This window comes from Bacillus sp. AFS041924 (genome assembly GCF_002577195.1).
Taxonomy (GTDB): Bacteria; Bacillota; Bacilli; order Bacillales; family Bacillaceae_G; genus Gottfriedia.
Window position 1 is genome coordinate 38,556 of sequence record NZ_NULG01000032.1, and the last position, 19,706, is coordinate 58,261.

At 33.2% G+C, this 19,706-nt stretch carries 15 protein-coding genes and 1 pseudogene; 12 read left to right on the forward strand and 4 right to left on the reverse strand.

Going from position 1 to position 19,706, the window contains the following annotated elements; translation table 11 throughout:
• Positions 1 to 108 precede the first annotated feature (108 nt).
• From COC46_RS11305 to COC46_RS11345, 9 genes are all read left to right on the forward strand, one after another.
• Positions 109 to 1,716 carry an LTA synthase family protein gene (locus COC46_RS11305; protein ID WP_176545130.1) on the forward strand — a complete coding sequence of 536 codons (1,608 nt, stop codon included), beginning with the start codon at positions 109 to 111 and terminating at the stop codon, positions 1,714 to 1,716.
• Between the two features lie 227 nt (positions 1,717 to 1,943).
• The gene (gene sleB, locus COC46_RS11310) at positions 1,944 to 2,660 is read left to right on the forward strand and encodes a spore cortex-lytic enzyme (RefSeq protein ID WP_098809820.1); all 717 of its coding nucleotides are present in this window, start codon (positions 1,944 to 1,946) and stop codon (positions 2,658 to 2,660) included.
• A 15-nt stretch (positions 2,661 to 2,675) separates the two neighbouring features.
• The gene (ypeB, locus tag COC46_RS11315; RefSeq protein WP_098809821.1) at positions 2,676 to 4,016 is read left to right on the forward strand and encodes a germination protein YpeB; all 1,341 of its coding nucleotides are present in this window, start codon (positions 2,676 to 2,678) and stop codon (positions 4,014 to 4,016) included.
• A gap of 676 nt (positions 4,017 to 4,692) precedes the next feature.
• On the forward strand, positions 4,693 to 4,998 hold the full coding sequence (locus tag COC46_RS11320; RefSeq protein ID WP_069035316.1) for a PTS sugar transporter subunit IIB: 306 nt from the start codon (positions 4,693 to 4,695) through the stop codon (positions 4,996 to 4,998).
• A 21-nt stretch (positions 4,999 to 5,019) separates the two neighbouring features.
• The gene (celB, locus tag COC46_RS11325) at positions 5,020 to 6,336 is read left to right on the forward strand and encodes a PTS cellobiose transporter subunit IIC (protein WP_369700047.1); all 1,317 of its coding nucleotides are present in this window, start codon (positions 5,020 to 5,022) and stop codon (positions 6,334 to 6,336) included.
• A 159-nt stretch (positions 6,337 to 6,495) separates the two neighbouring features.
• On the forward strand, positions 6,496 to 6,816 hold the full coding sequence (locus COC46_RS11330; protein ID WP_098809822.1) for a PTS sugar transporter subunit IIA: 321 nt from the start codon (positions 6,496 to 6,498) through the stop codon (positions 6,814 to 6,816).
• A 17-nt stretch (positions 6,817 to 6,833) separates the two neighbouring features.
• Positions 6,834 to 8,165: a 6-phospho-beta-glucosidase gene (locus COC46_RS11335; RefSeq protein ID WP_098809823.1), complete on the forward strand. Its 1,332-nt coding sequence runs from the start codon at positions 6,834 to 6,836 to the stop codon at positions 8,163 to 8,165.
• Entirely contained in the window at positions 8,162 to 8,869 is a 708-nt protein-coding gene (gene chbG, locus COC46_RS11340) for a chitin disaccharide deacetylase (RefSeq protein WP_098809824.1), read from the forward strand. Before COC46_RS11335 ends, chbG begins: the two co-directional genes overlap by 4 nt.
• Positions 8,870 to 9,058: 189 nt before the next feature.
• Positions 9,059 to 10,333 (forward strand): helix-turn-helix transcriptional regulator, encoded by a 1,275-nt coding sequence (locus COC46_RS11345; RefSeq protein WP_098809825.1) that lies wholly within the window; start codon positions 9,059 to 9,061, stop codon positions 10,331 to 10,333.
• 77 nt (positions 10,334 to 10,410) lie between these two features.
• Here COC46_RS11345 and COC46_RS11350 read toward each other — a convergent pair whose 3' ends face one another.
• Positions 10,411 to 13,437, reverse strand: coding sequence for an efflux RND transporter permease subunit (locus COC46_RS11350; protein ID WP_098809826.1), 3,027 nt, complete (start codon positions 13,435 to 13,437; stop codon positions 10,411 to 10,413).
• 353 nt (positions 13,438 to 13,790) lie between these two features.
• Here COC46_RS11350 and COC46_RS11355 point away from each other — a divergent pair, with 353 nt between their 5' ends.
• Positions 13,791 to 15,503: an ABC transporter ATP-binding protein gene (locus COC46_RS11355; RefSeq protein ID WP_098809827.1), complete on the forward strand. Its 1,713-nt coding sequence runs from the start codon at positions 13,791 to 13,793 to the stop codon at positions 15,501 to 15,503.
• 35 nt (positions 15,504 to 15,538) lie between these two features.
• A pseudogene (locus tag COC46_RS11360) lies at positions 15,539 to 16,285 on the forward strand (class I SAM-dependent methyltransferase).
• A gap of 162 nt (positions 16,286 to 16,447) precedes the next feature.
• Here the strand turns inward: COC46_RS11360 and COC46_RS11365 are convergent.
• Positions 16,448 to 17,368 carry a bifunctional helix-turn-helix transcriptional regulator/GNAT family N-acetyltransferase gene (locus COC46_RS11365; RefSeq protein WP_098809828.1) on the reverse strand — a complete coding sequence of 307 codons (921 nt, stop codon included), beginning with the start codon at positions 17,366 to 17,368 and terminating at the stop codon, positions 16,448 to 16,450.
• Positions 17,369 to 17,565: 197 nt separating this feature from the next.
• Here COC46_RS11365 and COC46_RS11370 point away from each other — a divergent pair, with 197 nt between their 5' ends.
• Entirely contained in the window at positions 17,566 to 18,312 is a 747-nt protein-coding gene (locus tag COC46_RS11370; RefSeq protein WP_098809829.1) for a TerC family protein, read from the forward strand.
• A 71-nt stretch (positions 18,313 to 18,383) separates the two neighbouring features.
• On the opposite strand, the gene COC46_RS11375 is transcribed toward COC46_RS11370, so the two are convergent.
• The gene (locus tag COC46_RS11375; protein ID WP_098809830.1) at positions 18,384 to 19,019 is read right to left on the reverse strand and encodes a FusB/FusC family EF-G-binding protein; all 636 of its coding nucleotides are present in this window, start codon (positions 19,017 to 19,019) and stop codon (positions 18,384 to 18,386) included.
• 150 nt (positions 19,020 to 19,169) lie between these two features.
• The gene (locus tag COC46_RS11380; RefSeq protein WP_098809831.1) at positions 19,170 to 19,433 is read right to left on the reverse strand and encodes a CD3324 family protein; all 264 of its coding nucleotides are present in this window, start codon (positions 19,431 to 19,433) and stop codon (positions 19,170 to 19,172) included.
• Positions 19,434 to 19,706: the final 273 nt, after the last annotated feature.

Genomic DNA, 19,706 nt, shown 5'->3' on the forward strand with positions numbered 1-19,706 from the left:
TTGGTCTGTAGCTATTTACTTGTGATTTGGTCTCATCATTTTTTGTGGAAGAGCAAGGTAAATCTGTATCAGCATTTTATAAACATGGGTTATTTAAAGTGGAATTTCATGATTGTGGCAGTTATAGTTTCAATACTAATAATTGGACTACTTGTTCTAGGCTATAACGTTTGGTGGATTTCAATTACGATTGTAGGGTCTATTGGAATTTTCTCGTATGCACTATCAGAAAAAATAAAATATACTGGGGAGCCGTTTCATCCAAGTGATTTATTATTCTTGCGTGATCCAGTCGTTTTTTTACAATTTTCAAAACTTCCATTTCTACTTAAATGGGGAGGGGTATTTGGAATTATATCATTTCTTTTTTTAGGTACTTTTTTTGCCTATAAAAAATGGAGAAATGCTTCAGCAAGGAAAAATAATCTGCGTATCTGTCTAATCGTATTAATTGGGGTATTTTTTTCATTTGGTACAAAAGAAGGTTATGCTTATTTTATAAAAAACGCCAATGTAGAATATATTCCTTGGAATTACGAAACTAGTGTTGAGAGATATGGTATTTATCCAGCATTTTTAGTGAGTTATGTAAATAGCAAACATGAAGAACCTAAAATACCTAAAAAAGAAAAAAATGGGGTCATTAAAGGGATAAATTCTCTGAAGCCGCTTTCCAAACCTAAACAATTACCGGATATTTTAGTGATTCAAAGCGAGGCATACAGTATCTTAGATGGAATGAAATTAAAATGGAACACTGACCCAAATACACCTCTTCACTCTATAAAAGAAGGTATTCATGGTACTTTAATAAGTAATACATTTGGAGGCCGGACAGCTAATGAAGAGTTTGAAGTATTGACTAGTCTAAAATTAAAACGTAAATTCGAAGATCGGACACCATACCAAGAAGGAAAAATGGGGAATAGACGATCACCTAGTTTAATTCAAGATGTTAGACAATTTGGTATGGATACAATTGCGCTTCACCCATTTAAAACATCATTTTTTAAACGAAAAGAAGTTTATCCTAACTTAGGATTTAATCAATTCCTTTCAGAAACGGATTTAACTTCTTGTAAAAAATTTGGTTCTTATTTATCAGACGATTGTAGTTCGAAAAAAGCATTATCATTAATTAATAAAGAAGGAAGTCAATTTGTATTTTTCGTGACAATGCAAAATCATTTTGATTGGCATAAAGGCCATTTTCCTGAAGAAAACATTAAAGTTAGTGGAGTGCCAATGCATGAAGATTTAAAAGGGAAAGTAGAGAGTTATGCAAGTGGTATTTATAAAAGCGGAAATTCTCTTGTATCAGTATGGCAGGAAATAAAAAAACGTAAGGATCCTACTATCGTTCTTTTTTATGGTGACCATCGTCCAACATTTGGCGATAAAAAAGCAACTTACGAGTCGTGGGGAGCACCAGTAGAAAAGATGGATGGTGAAGATTGGTATAATGAAACTCCGATGTGGATTTGGAGTAATGACAAAAATACATTGGACAAGATTCGAAAATATTCGAAGCCATTTTTTGTGAAAGGTACCCTTACAGTCGAGTCTTATGAAATTGCTCCCCTGCTAATGAAAATCCTAACAAACGATCAGATTGATCATTCATGGTATGAATGGGTACTTCAAAATCATTCAAATGATATTTGGGATTGGGTAATTTATGATCGGGTATATGGAGAAGGTTATTCCATTAAATAGAAAAATCTTTAATTAACATTTGGCCATAACGGCCTTTTTTTTATGGAGTAAATAACTACCATATTTAAGACTTTTTCCAAAGAATTGCTAGTACTCTTATGTGATAAATGAATTATATAAGAGTGCAAAATTCAAAAATCCCATATCCTAATTTGAAAATTTTTACATAAATTGGGAGTTCTTGAAAAAAATACAAATAGGGAAATTTATAAATCAGGAGGTTTGAAATGAGGAAAGTATTTTTCTTAAAAGGTCCTTTAATATTTTTGATCGCATTTTTTAGTTTCTTTTCTACTGTTCAGCTTAAAAATGTAAATGCTTTTACAAGCCAAGTACTTCAAATGGGTGCAACAGGAGAAGATGTTATTGAATTACAGTCTCGATTAAAATATAACGGCTATTACACAAGTAAAGTGGATGGTGTGTTTGGATATAACACCTATTGGGCGGTTAGGAATTTCCAAAATAATTTTGGAATGCCAGTTGATGGAGTTGTAGGTGCAAAGACAAAAGCAATGATTGTCAAAGCTACTAAATATGTGAAGAGCGGAAGCACAGGAAGTTCTGGATCGAATGTGCCGAATGGTTATTCGCAAAACGACATTCAGTTAATGGCGAATGCAGTTTATGGTGAATCGCGTGGTGAGCCATATATTGGACAAGTGGCAGTTGCGGCAGTCATTTTGAATCGTGTAAGTAATCCTTCATTCCCAAATACAGTGTCAGGCGTTATTTTTGAGCCACGTGCATTTACTGCAGTGGCAGATGGACAAATTTATTTAACGCCAAATGAAACGGCAAAAAAAGCTGTTTTGGACGCAATAAATGGTTGGGATCCAACTGAAAATGCAATTTATTATTTTAATCCTGACACAGCAACAAGTGCTTGGATTTGGAGTCGACCACAAATTAAGAAAATTGGTAGGCATATATTTTGTCGTTAAGAAAGGAGTGTTTGTGTGATTAAGGAAGCTGCAATTGGCGTTTTGGCAGTTGGAATTATAGGAACATCATATTGGGGTTATACAGAGCATAAGGCTAAAAACGAAATTAATATACAAGCAGAAAATAACTACCAACGTGCATTTCATGAATTAACTTATGAACTAGATCTATTACACGATAAAATCGGGGACACGTTGGCAATGAAATCGAAAGCATCTATTTCACCAGCATTAGTTGAAGTATGGGGTCTTACTTCTCAAGCGCACTCCAATGTTGGCCAGCTCCCCTTAAGACTATTACCAATTAATAAGACAGAGGAGTTTCTAACAGATATTGGAAACTTTAGTTATCGAACTGCGGTAAGAGATTTGGATAAGGAACCATTGACTGAAAATGAATATGCTACGTTGGAAAAATTATATGAGAACTCTGCTGAAATTCAAGGGGAAATAAGAAAAGTACAGCATATGGTATTTGAAAATAAATTGCGTTGGATGGATGTAGAGCTAGCCTATGCAAAGGATCAAAATCCTAAAAATAACGTAATAATTGATGGATTTAAAACAGTAGAAAAAAATGTAATGACATATTCTGATGCAAATGCAGATCCTTCTCTGACTAATTATAAAGTAAATCGCCCAAATCTTGCGAATGTAAAAGGTGAAAAAATAACAGAAGAACAAGCAAAGGATATTGCTAAAAAGTTTCTAGCAATAAATAATACAGCTCAAATTAAAGCTGAGCTTACAGGTAAAAAACTTAAAGATCGTTATTATAGTTTAGAAATTAAGGAGCCTAAAACAAACAGTGAAATTTATATGGATATTACGGAAAAGGGAGGATATCCTGTTTGGGTAATTGATAGTCGAGATATAAAACCACAGAAAATTGATTTAAATCAAGCTTCAATTAACGGACTAAAATTTTTAGAGCGCAATAAATTCTCAAATATGGAACTTACTGAAAGCTCGCAATACGATACAGTCGGTGTATTTACTTATGTAACGAAGCAAGACGATGTGAGAATTTATCCTCAATCAGTTACGATGAAGATTGCACTTGATGATGGAAGCATTGTTGGATTTTCATCAAGAAATTACTTAGCAGCGCTTAAAAATAGAACAATTCAAAAACCAAAAATCTCGATTGAAGAAGCACGTAAGGGAATTAATTCAAACTTAAAAATAATGGAAGAGCGTCAAGCGATTATACTAAATAAACTAAATCAAGAAGTTCTTTGTTATGAATTTGTAGGAACAAGAGGAAATGACACATATCAAGTATTTATTAATGCGAATACTGGAATCGAAGAACAGATAAAAAAATTAAATGTCTTAGTCGAAAACTATGACTGAAGAAATAATTTTTGGAGCCTTAAGTAAATGACTTAAGGCTTTATTTAATTTAAGGGTTCATGAAATAGAAAAAGCAAAAATAAAAGGGTATCTTGAGTAAGTAAAAAAGCGAGAAGATGAAAAATAGTAACACATAGCGAGTTCATGAGTAAGGAAAATAGCAAAAATAAGAAATATAGTAACTCATAGAGGGTTCATGAGTAAGGAAAACAGCAAAAATAGGAAAAAAACGTACTCATAAAAGGCCGTAATTGAAATAAAACAGCCAATAGAAATGGTTTAGTAATCTAACCATTTCTTTTTTATAAAGGTAGCAAAAGAACATCTTTAGCTTTTCTAGTTCAAAAAACCGTTTATTTTTATCACGTATATGAGACTTTAGTTTTGATATCTTATGATCATCATCTTGTCAGTTGAGTTTAGTAAGTCAATCTACCTAAGGCTTGAACAAAGCTTTATTTTAAGCAATTTAAGAGGGGAAAATATTAAAAAGTTTATAGAGTTTAATTAGTAAAAAAATATTTTAAATTTGTCCTAATGTCCAAAATGATGAATATATATTTCTTGAGATTAAAATTCTAGAGGGAGAGAGGTATATAAGGGTAGATTCTGCTTGTTGTTAGTAGAAATTTAATTGATTTGTAAGCGTTTTCCTATAGAGAGAAAGGGGGATTAAATGAACATATTATTATGTTGCGCTGCCGGAATGTCTACAAGTTTATTAGTTACAAAAATGGAAGCTGCTGCGAAATCCGAAGGGATTGACGCAAGGATCTGGGCAGTGAGTGCTAATGATGTTAAAAATCATCTTGATCAAGCAGATGTATTACTTGTAGGTCCACAGGTAAGGTACCTACTCCCACAGTTAAAAAAAGAAGGTTTACAAAAAGGAATCCCAGTAGATGCTATTAATCCCGTCCATTATGGGATGTGTAAAGGTGCAGAGGTCCTGAAATTTGCGATCGATTTAATAGGTTCATAATTTCATATAGGGGTGATTAGTGTGGCCAACTTTACTCAAATGTTAGAAGAGAAAGTAATGCCTATTGCTGGTAAAATAGCAGGTCAAAAACATTTGCAAGCATTGCGTGATGGACTAATTTTAACGATGCCTTTAATCATTGTTGGTTCCTTATTCTTAATTTTAGGCTTTATTCCGATCGATAGTTACCCACAATTTATGGCTGATACATTCGGAGCGGATTGGTTAACGAAGATACTTTATCCCGTAAATGCTACTTTTGATATTATGGCTCTTATTGCTGGGTTTGGTATAGCTTATCGACTTGCTGAGCATTACAAAGTAGATCCACTTAATGCTGGAGCAATATCGATCGCATCATTTATTTTATCGACCCCATATTTCACATTGTTTACACCTGAGGGAGCAACTGCTGCGTTAAAAGTTGGCGGTGTTCTACCTATGGCGTTCCTAGGAAGTAAGGGATTGTTTGTTGCTATCATAATTGCATTAGTTTCAACGGAACTTTATAGATGGGTCATTCAAAGAAATTTCGTTATTAAAATGCCTGATGGTGTACCACCAAGTGTAAGTAAATCATTTGTTGCACTATTCCCAGCATTTCTAGTTATTACTGTTATATGGGTAGTCCGCTTAATAATGGAAAATACTCATTATGAAACGTTGCATAATATTGTTGGAGAATTATTACAAGATCCACTAAGTAAGCTTGGTGGTTCCTTAGTCGGTGCGTTAATTGCCGTATTATTAATTCAGTTATTATGGTCAGTTGGTTTACATGGTGCAGCAATTGTTGGAGGAGTAATGGGACCAGTTTGGTTAGCGGCTACTGATGCAAACCGTCTAGCATTACAGGCTGGCCATGATATGCCAAATGTTGTTACACAACAATTCTTTGATATTTTCATCTATATGGGTGGTTCAGGTGCAACAATCTGTTTTGCCATTATGATGTTATTGTTTGCAAAGAGTCAGCATGCCAAACAATTAGGAAGGCTATCGATTGGACCTGGTATCTTTAATATTAATGAACCCATTACTTTCGGTGCGCCAGTAGTAATGAACCCATTACTTTTAATTCCATTTATTTTAACGCCATTAGTTCTTGTTGTGACCACATATATCGGAATGAAAACAGGTTTTGCTCCAAAAACTCATGGTATTGCTATTCCTTGGACGACTCCACCAATTATTGGCGGTTGGCTAGCAACTGGAGGTAACTGGAGAGGCTCAGCAATGCAAGTGATTAACCTTGTTGTAGCATTCCTAATATACTACCCGTTTTTCAGAATGTGGGATAAACAAAATTTACAAACTGAAAAGGGTTCATCAAACTAAAAAAAGGTTTAAAGGAGCCTGCCCCAGACTGATGGCAAACGATCGTTTTCATTCAGTCTGGGTATCATGTTATTTCATCTTTGTAAACAAACTGGAAGCTTGCCTATGGGCAGGCTCTTGGTATTGTTTTCTTAAATTCTAGTAAAGGGCGTGATTCTATTGACAAAAGAAGAATTGTACAACCTTTCCTTCCAGCTAATCTTGCATAGCGGAAATGCTAGAAGCCTTGCAATGGAAGCTATTTATGTGGCAAAGGAAAAAAATTTTGAACTAGCTTTTGAAAAACTTTCGGAGGCAGAAGGCGAATTTAGTCAAGCGCATCGTTTTCAAACTCAATTGATTCAAGCAGAAGCTAGTGGTCAAGATTTTGATACACCAATTTTATTAATTCATGCTCAAGATCATTTAATGACAGCAATGACGCTTAAGGATTTAGCTAGGGAGATTATTGAACTACGGCAAGAAGTAAGCAACAAATAAAGGGAGGTTTACATAGGATGAGTAAATCTATTAAAATTGCGACAATTGGTGGAGGGTCAAGTTATACTCCAGAGTTAGTAGAAGGGTTTATTAAACGGTACGATGAGCTTCCATTACGTGAACTATGGCTTGTAGATGTTGAAGAAGGAAAAGAAAAATTAGAGATTGTTGGTCAATTAGCTAAACGTATGTTTCAAAAGGCAGGTCTTCCTGTAGAAGTTCACTTGACACTTGATCGACGTGAGGCGCTTAAGGATGCCGATTTTGTTACAACACAGTTTCGTGTTGGTTTGTTAGATGCAAGGGCAAAGGATGAAAGAATACCTTTAAAATATGGAGTACTTGGTCAAGAAACAAACGGCCCAGGTGGTTTATTCAAAGGTTTACGGACAATTCCAGTCATTTTAAGTATTGTAAAGGATATGCAGGAGCTTTGTCCGAACGCGTGGTTAGTTAATTTTACAAATCCTGCTGGTATGGTTACTGAAGCGGTGCTTCGTTACACCGACCATCGAAAAGTAGTTGGCTTATGCAATGTTCCAATCGGAATGGAAATGGGGATTGCTAAACTATTAAATGTCGAGCATTCACGTGTACGAATTGATTTTGCTGGATTAAATCATATGGTTTATGGATTAGATGTCTTTGTTGATGGTGAAAGTGTAAAAGATCAAGTGATAGAATTATTAACAAATCCAGAAAACTCTAGTTTTGTTAAAAATATTCAAGGATATGGCTGGGAGCCAGAGTTCCTTCGAGCATTAAACGCTCTACCTTGTCCATATCATAACTATTACTATAAAACTCGTGAAATGGTTGAGAAAGATATTAAAAATGCTGAAACTGTAGGTACTCGTGCAGAGGTTGTTAAAAAATTAGAGGATGATCTTTTTGAACTATATAAAGATCCTAATCTATCAATTAAACCACCGCAACTTGAAAAACGTGGGGGAGCATATTACAGTGATGCGGCCGTGCGTTTAATTTCTTCTATTTTTAATGATAAAGGTGATATTCAACCGGTTAATACGATGAATAATGGTTCTATTGCTAGTATACCTAACGACTCAGCAGTAGAGGTCAGTTGTGTCATTACGAAGGATGGACCAAAACCAATCGTAATGGGAGATCTACCTATTTCTGTAAGAGGTCTTGTTCAACAAATTAAATCATTCGAGAGAGTAGCTTGTGAGGCAGCGGTAAAAGGTGATTATGACTTGGCAATTTTAGCATTAACGATTAATCCGTTAGTTGCATCTGATAAAGTTGCTAAGCAAATTGTTGATGAAATGCTAGAAGCACACAAGAAATACTTACCTCAATTTTTTAAAGAGGTGAAGATTAAATGATAAAATTAATCGTTAATGCAGATGATTTTGGTTATTCAAGGGGAATTAATTATGGAATAATTGATGCTCATAAAAATGGAGTTGTTAACTCAGCTACGATGATGATGAATATGCCTGGTGTTAGTCACGCTGTTGAGTTAGCAAAAGAAAATCCAAGCCTTCAAGTTGGCATCCATCTTGTTCTAACTTGTGGTAAGCCACTTTTAAAGGATGTTCCAACTCTCGTTAATGAAAATGGTCACTTTAAAAGTAGGCATGAATTTTTTGAGGATAAAAATATCTCACTAAATGAATTAGAAAGAGAATGGACTGCACAAATAGAAAAATTCTTAGAATCAGGACTAAAACCAACACATTTTGATAGCCATCATCATGTTCATACAGTTCCTGAGTTTTTACCAGTCGTACAGAATTTAGCACAAAAATATAAGTTAAGTGCTAGACGAATTTCTGAAGATGCTTTACACGGGATCGCTCCTTTTACAGATGTTTTTCTGCATGATTTCTATGGAGCAGGTGTGACTGACGACTATTTTGATAAGATTTTAACTCGAGTTCAGGATGGTCAATCAGTCGAAGTCATGTGTCATCCAGGTTATCTTGATCACGCGATAATTAATAACTCATCCTACGCGAAGGATCGAGTAAAAGAGACGTTAATTTTATCAGCTGTTAAACTTCCAAAGGAAATTGTTTTATTATAGAGTTCAGTTAATAGTTTAAATGATTAGCATAGGGATCATCATTTGATGGTACTCTATGCTTTTCTTCGTTATATCGACATAAAATATAATTAGAGCTTTTCATTTCTGAAAAAAATGTAAGATGAAATAAGAGTATTTTTACATTATAATTAATGGTAATAACATTAAAATAGTAATAAGGAAAATACTATGAAAATTGGGAAAATTATTAATTACCATCGAAAAAAACAACAGATGACACAAGAGCAATTATGTGATGGAATTTGTTCAATTTCGCATTTAAGTAAAATTGAGAATAACTCAAAAGAGGTTAATATTGCGACTTTAAACTTACTATGTTTAAAGTTAGGTATTTCAGTTGAAGATGAAAAAAATAAAGTAAATGATATTCAAATAAAATTACAAATATTCTATGATGCGATTGAACGATTGCATCATAAAAAAGCAGAAACACTGTATACGGAACTTTCCCAATATAAAGAGTTTGTCCAATATACAGAGTTGCTCTATCTATACGAACTATATATGCTAAGATACATTTTGTTTTTAAACAAAGTCGATTTAGCAGAGCAAGTGATTGAAAAAATAGAACAAAATACAAGGATGTTTTCTGAATTTGAATTATTTGTTTGGAATGTAATAAATGCAATTTTTAATCATAAAAGAAGTAACTTTCTTAAATCTTTAGATTTACTAGATGGAGTAAAGGATTTGAGGAAGAAGTACCGTGATGAAGTGACAGAATATTACTATTTAAAATCTTTAATGCATTGTAGATTAGGACAATCTACATTAGCGATCTATTTTGGTAATAAGGCTCTAGAAGTTTTTAAACAAAGGAATAATATCATTAGAACGTTAGATGTGAAAACAATTTTATCAATCCATTTAACTGAAATGGGTGAATACGAAAGAGCAGAGGATATCTTAAAAGAAATATTAGACGATGCAGAATTAATTAATAATACCGCACTTATCGAAATGGCATGGCATAATTTGGGTTTTTTGTATGGTACTCAAAACAAGTCTGAAAAAGCGCTAGAAAGCTATTATAAATCGCTAGAGTTAATTGAGAAGTATACTGAAGGATACTATCTTACACTAAGTAACATAGCAATTCACTTACTAAAACTACAAAAAAGTGAAGAAGTAGTGGAAATTTTAGAACATGAGTTAGCGTTATTCGAAGATACAACAAAAATAGAATATATCAAGTTACAAGTACTATATTTTGAAGCAAAAAAAGATGAGGAGGCACTAATCCATTACTTGATGGAAGAAGGTATACCTCTTATGGAGAAATATGATAACTGGATGAAAGTATATGAATACAGCGAACGAATTGCTGAGTATTATCAACAACAGGGCGACTCACATTTAGCAAATAAATATTTGCAAATCAGCCTACAACAAATGAAGAAGACACATAGTACTGGCGTTAACGGTTCAAAAATTCACAACTAATTAAGCCAAGTTCACAAAGTGCTCCAACCAATAAAAAATGGGATGACTCAAAAATTCTGAGACATCCCATTTTTTATTTATAAACTAACTGGCTTACCAGTATCCTTTTGAATACGCTGTTTTTTTGATTTTCTAAAATAAAGTAATTCATAAATAACTGGGATTACGATTAATGTTAATAATGTTGAAACGGCTAGCCCGCCAATTACTACAACTGCAAGACTTTGGGATACAAGGCTACCGGTTTCAGCTTTTTTGAATAATAGTGGTAGCATTGCGCAAATCGTGGCAACGGCAGTCATTAGAATAGGTCGAATTCGAGTGACTGCAGCATCAATTATTGCTTCACGAAGTATCATTTGTTTCTCTTTTTGTTTTACTCGGTCTAGTAATACGATTGCGTTTGTCACAACAATTCCAATTAGCATCAGTGCCCCTAATAGTGCAGTCGGTTCAACTGATATGCGACTGATGATTAATCCTAACACAGCTCCAATTGCAGCTAAAGGTAAAGAACATAGGATAGCGATTGGTGCACGGAATGTTTTAAATGTAATAATCATAATCAGGAATACTAACCCAATTGAAACAAGCATGATCATATATAAATCTGAGAAATCTTGTGTTTGTTGTGCGAGAGCACCACCGATGTATACATTTACACCATCGGCAATTTTCATGCCTTTTGATTTTTTATCTCCAAAAATAACTTTATTTAAATCTGCATTAATTTTTGAAAGTTTATCAGGTTTTACTTCGGCTGAGATGCTTAAATACGTGTCGCCATCTTTATGATATAAAGTAGTAGGCTTTTCATCTACTTTTAATGTGGCAATTGAAGATACTGGAATCATTCCTGATTTCGTCATAATTGGTACAGACTTAATATCCTCAGGGGTCTTAGGTGCTAGGATTGGTTCAAGATAAACATCGGTTGGTTGTTGATCAATTGTCACTGTTCCAAGTGGAGTTCGATTCAGCATAACAAATAATTGCTGGGATAACTGTTCAGCGTTGCCTTTTGAAGGGTCAACCTCTAAAGAATATACAGTCTTTTTATCTTCCTCATTTGTTGTTACTTTCTTAATCCCATCAATATCTTTTATCTTATCTTTCATATCACTAGCGGTAGTTTCTAAGTCATTTAAATTATTGCCGACGATATCGATTGTGATTTGAGTTTTTGATCCACCAAATAAGCTAGATGCCATGGTTGTTAATTCTGCATCGGCATAGTTAGATTTTTGAGTATTGATTTGTTTAACGACCTGATCTGTAAGCTTTTTATCATCAAGCGTAATTAAAAAGATTGCTTGAGTAGAAGAACGTACATCTCCATATTTTACGGCATCGGCTGTACTACCTAGTTGAGTGTAGACGCCTTTTATACCTTTTTGTTCTAGAATATAATTTTCCAGTTTAAGCGTATTTTCTTTTACTTTTTCAATTGGAGTATCACTTGGATAGGTTAAAGTTGTTTGTACAAAGTCTGAAGATGAATTATCTGTCGCGCCTTTTGGCATTGCGAAGTAAGTACCAATTGAGCCGACGAATAATAAAAATGAAGCGAGTACAATGACCCATTTATGATTTAATGACCAAGTAAGTACTTTTTTGTAACGAACTGATGGATTATGTGCTTTTAATTTAGCCTTTTTAAGGAAGAATGCACTTAATAAAGGAACAACAGTCAATGCTACAAATAACGAAGCCAATAAAGAGTAAGTTATTGTTAAGGCAAATGGAAGCATGAAATCCTTAAGCCCGGTGCTAATAATTCCAATTGGCAAAAATACTGCAACAGTTGTTAAAGTAGAGGCGGTAATTGCACTACCGACTTCTTTGGTTGCATCAATAATCATTTGAACTGAAAACTTTTCGGACTGAGTTTTTCGAAAGATATTCTCAATGACTACGATACTATCATCAACTAAACGTCCAACTGCTACAGCTACCCCACCAAGTGTTAAAACATTTAGTGTAATGCCAGATTGGGCAAGTAAAAATAATGTTAAACATAACGATAAAGGAATCGAAACAATTGTAATTAGTGTCGAGCGTACATTTCTTAAGAATAACATGATGACAATCGTAGCAAACAATGCGCCAAGTAAAACTTCTTTAATCATTGCATGTACAGAAGTCTTAACCATATCGGAAGTTGCGACCATGACGTCTGAATTCATATTTTTATATTTTTTATTTAACTGTTTAGTAGCTTCTCTGACATCCTTTGTAATACTAACGGCATTTGAATTGCTATCCTTCGTTACGATTAATAATAATCCATCTTTTCCGTTGATTCTCGTTATATTGTTTGATGGTTTTTTTACTTCAACTGTTGCGATATCAGCTAATTTAACATTTTCTGAGACCATAAGATTTTTTACTTTATCTATATTATCTAATTTCCCAACAACTTTTATATTACTAGTTTTATCATTTATGATTCCTTCGCCAACTGGAACGGCAGAGTTTTGGCCACGGATGATACTCATGATCGTTTCTAGTGATACTTTATTTTGTGCAAGCTTTACATTATCAACTTTTACAGAGACAAAGGACTTTTCTGTACCGTAAGTTTGAACATCTGCTACACCTTTAATATCTTTAAAATATGGAATTACTTGTTTGTTTGCAAATTCAATATTATTCGGAGTTAAACCGTCCTCGAAAGTGATTGCGACGTCTGCGATAGGGATCATTGAAGTGTTTAATTGAACAATTGTAGGTTTACTAACATTTTGAGGTAATGTGATCGTACTTAAAGATTCTTGAACTTCTTGCTTAGCGTCTTTCATATTTGTTCCAGATTCATAATAAACATCAATTTTTGAAAAACCATTACTTGTACTTGAATAAATATGACTTTTACCTTTTACACCAGAAACAGCATTTTCTATAGGAGTCGTTACCTGATCCTCCATTGTTTTTGAATCAGTACCTTGGCCCATAACAATGACTGAGACGATTGGGTTGTCTGCAGCCGGTAGAAATTCCATTGGAAGCTTCTGATAGCTCAGTACTCCAATTAATAAAATGAGAACGGATAAAAAGGTAATGGCGGCTTTATTATTAAAGGCCCATTTTGTAAACCAAGACATTAAACGAATCCCCCTTTATGGTAAATATATCCAGTAATGCACAATTGGAATCGTAACATACTAATCATAAAAACAAAATACATTTTATTTAGAATTTACAAAATATTTAAAAGCAGAATTCGACAATCGATTCGATCGAAGAGGTAAATGAACAAGTACATACTTAACTAAAATATGAGACAATTTGTCTTTTATACTTGTTTAATGATTTAGATAGTTAATTTTAAAATTAAGTTTAATAGATCTTATATGTTTAGAAAATTCTGAAATGATAGCACACTTATAGGACATATGGTAAGGTATTAACATCTAACGAACTAGGATATTCAATAGAATTGAGGTGCTGTATTTTTATGATTAAACGTTTTTTTAGTTATTATCGCCCGCACAAAAAGCTATTTTATATAGACTTTTTCTGTGCACTATTAGTAGGGGTTATGGAGCTTGGATTTCCTTTAGCAGTGTCTTGGTTTATTGACCAGCTACTTCCAGAAGGGAATTGGAGTAAAATCATCTCAGTAAGTATCGGACTTTTACTACTTTATTTAGTAAGCTCTGGTATGCAATTTGTTGTCAATTACTGGGGACATAAGCTTGGTATTAATATTGAGACAGACATGCGTCGTGAGTTATTTAATCATGTCCAACGTCAATCTTTTCGATTCTTTGACAATACGAAAACTGGCCATATCATGAGCCGTATCACAAATGATTTAATGGATATCGGTGAATTAGCGCACCATGGTCCAGAGGATTTATTTATTGCGATTATGACTTTCATTGGTGCTTTTTGGATCATGTTAACGATTAACGTCAAACTGGCATTAGTGGCCATTATTATCGTGCCATTTTTAGTTTGGTTAATTTCATACTCAAACATGAAAATGAATAAATCATGGAGTAAAATGTATGGGAATATTGCGAATGTAAACTCGCAAGTTGAAGATAGTGTTTCAGGCGTAAGAGTAGTTCAATCATTTACAAATGAACAATACGAAATGAAACGATTTAATAAAAATAACCAATACTTCCGCAAAACGAAGCTAAAAGCTTATAAAGTAATGAGTGTGAATTTACTAGGAATCTATGTATCTACTCGATTAATGACTCTTATTATTTTAGTTTTTGGAGCTTGGTTAAGTTTTACGAAAATTTTATCGTATGGAGAATTAGTAGCGTTTATTTTATATTTAAACGTTTTATTTAAACCAATTGATAAGATTAGTGCTTTACTTGAACTATATCCAAAAGGTATGGCGGGCTTTAAACGTTTTACGGAGTTAATTGATAATGAGCCAGACATTGTAAATACACCAGATGCAATTGAAGTAGTTAATTTAAGAGGGGATATTAAATTTAAAAATGTTACTTTTGGTTATGAAAACAAACGTCCAATTTTAAAGGATCTATCCTTCTCAATTGAGGCCGGTCATACAATCGCCTTTGTAGGACCTTCAGGTGCTGGAAAAACAACAATTTGTTCATTAATTCCAAGATTTTATGATGTTTTAAATGGTGCTATCACAATTGATGGAATCGATATTCGAAATATGACGAAAGAATCATTACGAAAAAATATAGGAATTGTTCAGCAAGATGTCTTTTTATTTACTGGTACTTTAAAAGAAAATATTGCTTATGGAAAGTTAAATGCTACCGGGGAAGAAATTGAGGAAGCAGCAAGAAAAGCTCACTTAACCGATTTAATTGCCTCATTGCCAGACGGGTATGAAACTCAAATTGGTGAAAGAGGATTAAAGCTTTCAGGAGGACAAAAACAACGATTAGCAATTGCTAGAATGTTTTTGAAAAATCCACCAATCCTAATCTTAGATGAGGCAACTTCGGCATTAGATACCCAAACAGAAGCAATTATTCAAGAAGCATTAAATGATTTATCAAAAGATCGAACTACACTAGTAATCGCTCATCGATTAGGCACAATTAAAAAAGCAGATCGAATATTAGTAATCACTGAAGAAGGTATTGCTGAAGATGGTACTCACAAGGAATTACTATCACAGGAAGATGGAATTTTTGCTAAGCTGCATGCTCATCAAATTTAACACAAAAAACATTTTTTATAAGAAGGTGTTTTGTATTGATTGAAAATTTTACTGGTAAAGCAGATTTATACTCAAAGTATCGACCAAGTTATCCGAATGAATATATCAATTATTTACTCTCTAAATTATGTAAGTGAGGGGAGTACTATTTGTGATATCGGCTCAGGTACGGGCCTATTAACTAAACTTTTACTAGAGAAAAAGTTAAATGTTATCGCAATTGAACCGAATGATGATATGCGCGGGGTCGCAAAGATGACACTGAAGGTATATGATCAATATAAATCAATTAAAGAAACAGCTGAAAATACTTCATTAAAAAATAATAGTGTTGATTTAATAACAGTAGCACAAGCATTTCACTGGTTTGATAAGGAACGTTTTCGATTAGAGTGCAAGCGTATCTTAAAAGAGAATTCGAAAGTATCTCTAGTTTGGAATAGTAAAGATTTATTAAGCCCATTAATCAGTGAATTACATGAGATTTGCAAAGAGACCTGTCCTAAGTTTAAAGGTTTTAGTGGAGGAATAGAGGATACTCCAGATGTTTATGATCGATTTTATAAAGAGGGTAAATATGATATAAAGATTTTTAGCAATGATTTTGAAATGGATTTAGAAGGATTTTTAGGTAGAAACTTGTCATCTTCCTTTTCTCCATTACGCGGGGAAAAAGAATATGAGGCATATCGAACTGCACTCCCAATTTATTTCAGAAATATAGTTTAAATAGTAAAATCGTTTATCCTTATATTACTAAGAGTTATTTAGGTTATGTTTAAAAAAAGAGCATCGATTTCGATGCTCTTTTTTGGGAGGTTTACTCCCCATTATATATAATTTTTGTCCCATCAACTTGTTTATCCATTTTATACGTCTTTAGTGGACTTCATATAATTCACTTGTATATTTTTATTGGTGATCCATTCATTTTTTTGATCGTACTATTCATTCTTTGTAAGAACTAAATCCCATCTTTCCTCAATCAACTTTGATCCAGTCCATTCAAAATTAGGCTTCTCTTCAGTCAAAGTAAAATTATATTTTTTATAAAGATAGCGTGCGGTCTCTAATGTGCTTACAGTCCATAAAAATACATAATTGTAATGGTTTTCTCTGCAGAAGTTAAGTGCCGTTTCAATTAGTTTTTTACCGATTCCTAATCCCTGATATTTTTCATCTAACACAAACCATCGTAACTGTGCCACTGATTCATTTGCCTTCGTAATAGCAATTGATCCAACGATTTCTCCGTTTACTTCTGCGACCCAAAGTTCTCCACCTTCAGGATTCATTAAAAATTCGCTTAAACCTTTCATTACATAGAATTCAAATATGCGACCAAATTGGTATGTTGTACTATAAATCTTTCCATGAATATATGCGACATACCCTACATCGCCAGGGATAAATGGTCGGATTGAAACGTCAACATTAGGTGTCTGATTTAATGAGAAAATTGATTCAATTGACTGCATTGACTTTACTAACACTTGTACTTCAGTGTTAGAGAGGTTTTTAATCATTTTTTCTACACCGATGTTCGCGTCATTAACCAATTTATTGTAAATTTCCTTTCCTTTATTCGTTAAATGAAGTGAATATTGACGTTTATCTTCAGGTGATTGGACTTTTACGATTATGCTTTCTTCATCGAATCGTTGAATAATTCGACTTAAATAACCACGATCAATACCGAGCTTTTCGATAATATAGGTGGCTGTACATCCATTATTTTCATTGATTTCTGTCATGATTCTAGCTTCGGTTAATGGAAAAGGATGATTATAGATTTCTTGATCAATTTTTCCTAATACATTTGCATAATGTCTGTTAAATTTGCGTATTTTTTCAACATAATTCATATACTATCACCTTTAATATTCTGAAATTTTAGACTACTAATAATATAATCAATATAGTTGACTGAGTCAACTATTAAATTGGTGTCATAAAAAAACGATAATTGTACTAGAATATTCAAAAACATGGATAAGGAAGTTGTGTAAATGAGAATATAATTAAGAAGAGGTTATAAGTAAATTAATATTAGGGGGAAAACATGGAGCTATCCTTATTATTAGAGTATGGATGGGTATTAGTTATTCTAATTTTATTAGAGGGGTTATTATCCGCTGATAATGCACTAGTTCTAGCTGTAATGGCAAAGCATCTACCAGAGGAACAGCAAAAGAAAGCAATAAATATTGGTTTACTTTTAGCGTTTATATTTCGAATCGGTGCCATATTTATTATTTCATTTCTATTTAACGTGTGGCAGGTACAAGCGATTGGTGCTGCTTATTTAATTTTCATTGCATTAAAGCATTTATTTAAAAAGCACGGTGATGATAAAGGGAAAAAAGGAAAAAGCTTTGGTATGACGGTTGCTCAAATATCATTAGCAGACATTGCATTTGCGATTGATTCTATTTTAGCAGCAGTAGCGTTAGTAATTGATCTACCTAATACTAAAATGGGTAATATAGGTGGCATGGATGGCGCAAAATTTATTGTCATCATTATTGGTGCAATAGCTGGTTTAATCGTCATTCGATTTGCGGCAGGTATCTTTGTTAAGTTGCTGACAACACGTCCAAGTTTAGAAACAGCAGCTATGCTATTAGTTGGTTGGGTAGGGGTTAAACTATTAATGCACACGCTAGCACATCCTTCACTACACATTATTTCACATCATTTCGTGGAAGGACCAATCTGGAATACAATCTTCTGGTCAGGAATGATTTTAATTGCATTAGGCGGTTGGTTTCTTTCAAAAAAGAAAGCTACGGATGTTAATGCAGAGTAAATATAAAAAAATCGCTTGGAGAAGCTAAATTTCCAAGCGATTTTTATTGAGTAAAAAGACATCTTTCTACTCTACTTAATGAGTGTAATAAAATCATGTAGTTTATCCAACGACATGATATTTTGATTGCATTCTTGACTATTCTTACAAATATAATTTCCTCTTTGTGTAAAAGTACCTTCAATTTTTCCTTTTGTTTTTGTCATAAATAACCCTAATTCACCAAATTTATTACATAAAGTACAATTCCCTTTTTTATTTATAGGATTAAAAGTACCTTGTAGACCAACTAATTTTTCATTTAAATAAGTGACAATTAACTTCGAATTAGATCCTAAATCATCCCAACCTATATATGTTGTCTCAAATAAATCAATATTTTTTAATAATGGAAGCTTTAGTTTTTTAGCTTTAGGAAATAGCTTTTTGATGGTTTGCTCTGAGACTTCTTTAAATGGAATTATATATGGTTTTAGTTGGCTCAGAAAAAAGTCTGCTTGTTCTGAATTTTTAATTGTACTGATTTGATTGAAGAGCAGCTGTTGTTCTTCTATGATGTCAGGAAATAAGCCTAATATTTTATCGTTTACTAGTGAATGCAAAGCATTTAAAACAGTTTTATCGTTTACTGTAGCATGACCATTCGTTAAGACATGAAGCTGGTGCTTAATAAAGTTATATTGTTCCGTTCTAATAAAAGGTTTCATTTATATCACTCCTAATTTGACAGGAAAGTTCGAATAATACTTAACATCTCTAGCTTACGTCAAAAAAATGGTTTTATATATGTTGAGTTTAGTTAAGAAGTAAAGTTGCCATAAAAAAACACTGATTTTAGTTAATCAGTGTCGTTTTATTTATCTAGTATATACAATTTTTTTTATCGTTTCCATCGAGAGAAAGTATTCCTTTGCTAATTGTTCAATAGGTTGACCGTCTTTAAATGCTTCTTTGATTGCTTTATTTCGATCATCAATTAGTTTTCTTGCACCTGAACGTGAGCCCCATTTTTTTGTGACTTTTTCAGATTTTGGAATATAGAGTGTTTCTCCCTGAACATATTTTTGTATTTCCGATAATAACTTTTCAGGTAAAATAGCAGTTGCTTTTATATATGCCATCTTTGATTAGCCCCTTATTCTTATTAGTAAAATAAGGTGCAAAGCCATTGAATCAGAATTGCTTACTTGGGCGATTCGTTAAAACCTACCCATGCAAAGTATCGCCTCTCTAAATCTAGGCTTTGCATGGGACGCTGATTTATCTGACAAACTAACAGTCTTTGTCATAATAGATCACCTCCTAAAGAAATCATCAAAACTTATTATTTATTATAAATTATATTTAATTGGAGTGCATTTGTGATTTATAAAATTAAGGCTCTGTTAATATTA

What these genes read in the sequence shown, in the direction of transcription:
- COC46_RS11305 (WP_176545130.1), top strand. Translation starts at nt 109, where the DNA reads ATGATTGTGGCAGTTATAGTTTCAATACTAATAATTGGACTACTTGTT.
- sleB (WP_098809820.1), top strand. Translation starts at nt 1,944, where the DNA reads ATGAGGAAAGTATTTTTCTTAAAAGGTCCTTTAATATTTTTGATCGCA.
- COC46_RS11320 (WP_069035316.1), top strand. Translation starts at nt 4,693, where the DNA reads ATGAACATATTATTATGTTGCGCTGCCGGAATGTCTACAAGTTTATTA.
- COC46_RS11335 (WP_098809823.1), top strand. Translation starts at nt 6,834, where the DNA reads ATGAGTAAATCTATTAAAATTGCGACAATTGGTGGAGGGTCAAGTTAT.
- chbG (WP_098809824.1), top strand. Translation starts at nt 8,162, where the DNA reads ATGATAAAATTAATCGTTAATGCAGATGATTTTGGTTATTCAAGGGGA.
- COC46_RS11345 (WP_098809825.1), top strand. Translation starts at nt 9,059, where the DNA reads ATGAAAATTGGGAAAATTATTAATTACCATCGAAAAAAACAACAGATG.
- COC46_RS11350 (WP_098809826.1), bottom strand. Translation starts at nt 13,437, where the DNA reads ATGTCTTGGTTTACAAAATGGGCCTTTAATAATAAAGCCGCCATTACC.
- COC46_RS11355 (WP_098809827.1), top strand. Translation starts at nt 13,791, where the DNA reads ATGATTAAACGTTTTTTTAGTTATTATCGCCCGCACAAAAAGCTATTT.
- COC46_RS11365 (WP_098809828.1), bottom strand. Translation starts at nt 17,368, where the DNA reads ATGAATTATGTTGAAAAAATACGCAAATTTAACAGACATTATGCAAAT.
- COC46_RS11370 (WP_098809829.1), top strand. Translation starts at nt 17,566, where the DNA reads ATGGAGCTATCCTTATTATTAGAGTATGGATGGGTATTAGTTATTCTA.
- COC46_RS11375 (WP_098809830.1), bottom strand. Translation starts at nt 19,019, where the DNA reads ATGAAACCTTTTATTAGAACGGAACAATATAACTTTATTAAGCACCAG.
- COC46_RS11380 (WP_098809831.1), bottom strand. Translation starts at nt 19,433, where the DNA reads ATGGCATATATAAAAGCAACTGCTATTTTACCTGAAAAGTTATTATCG.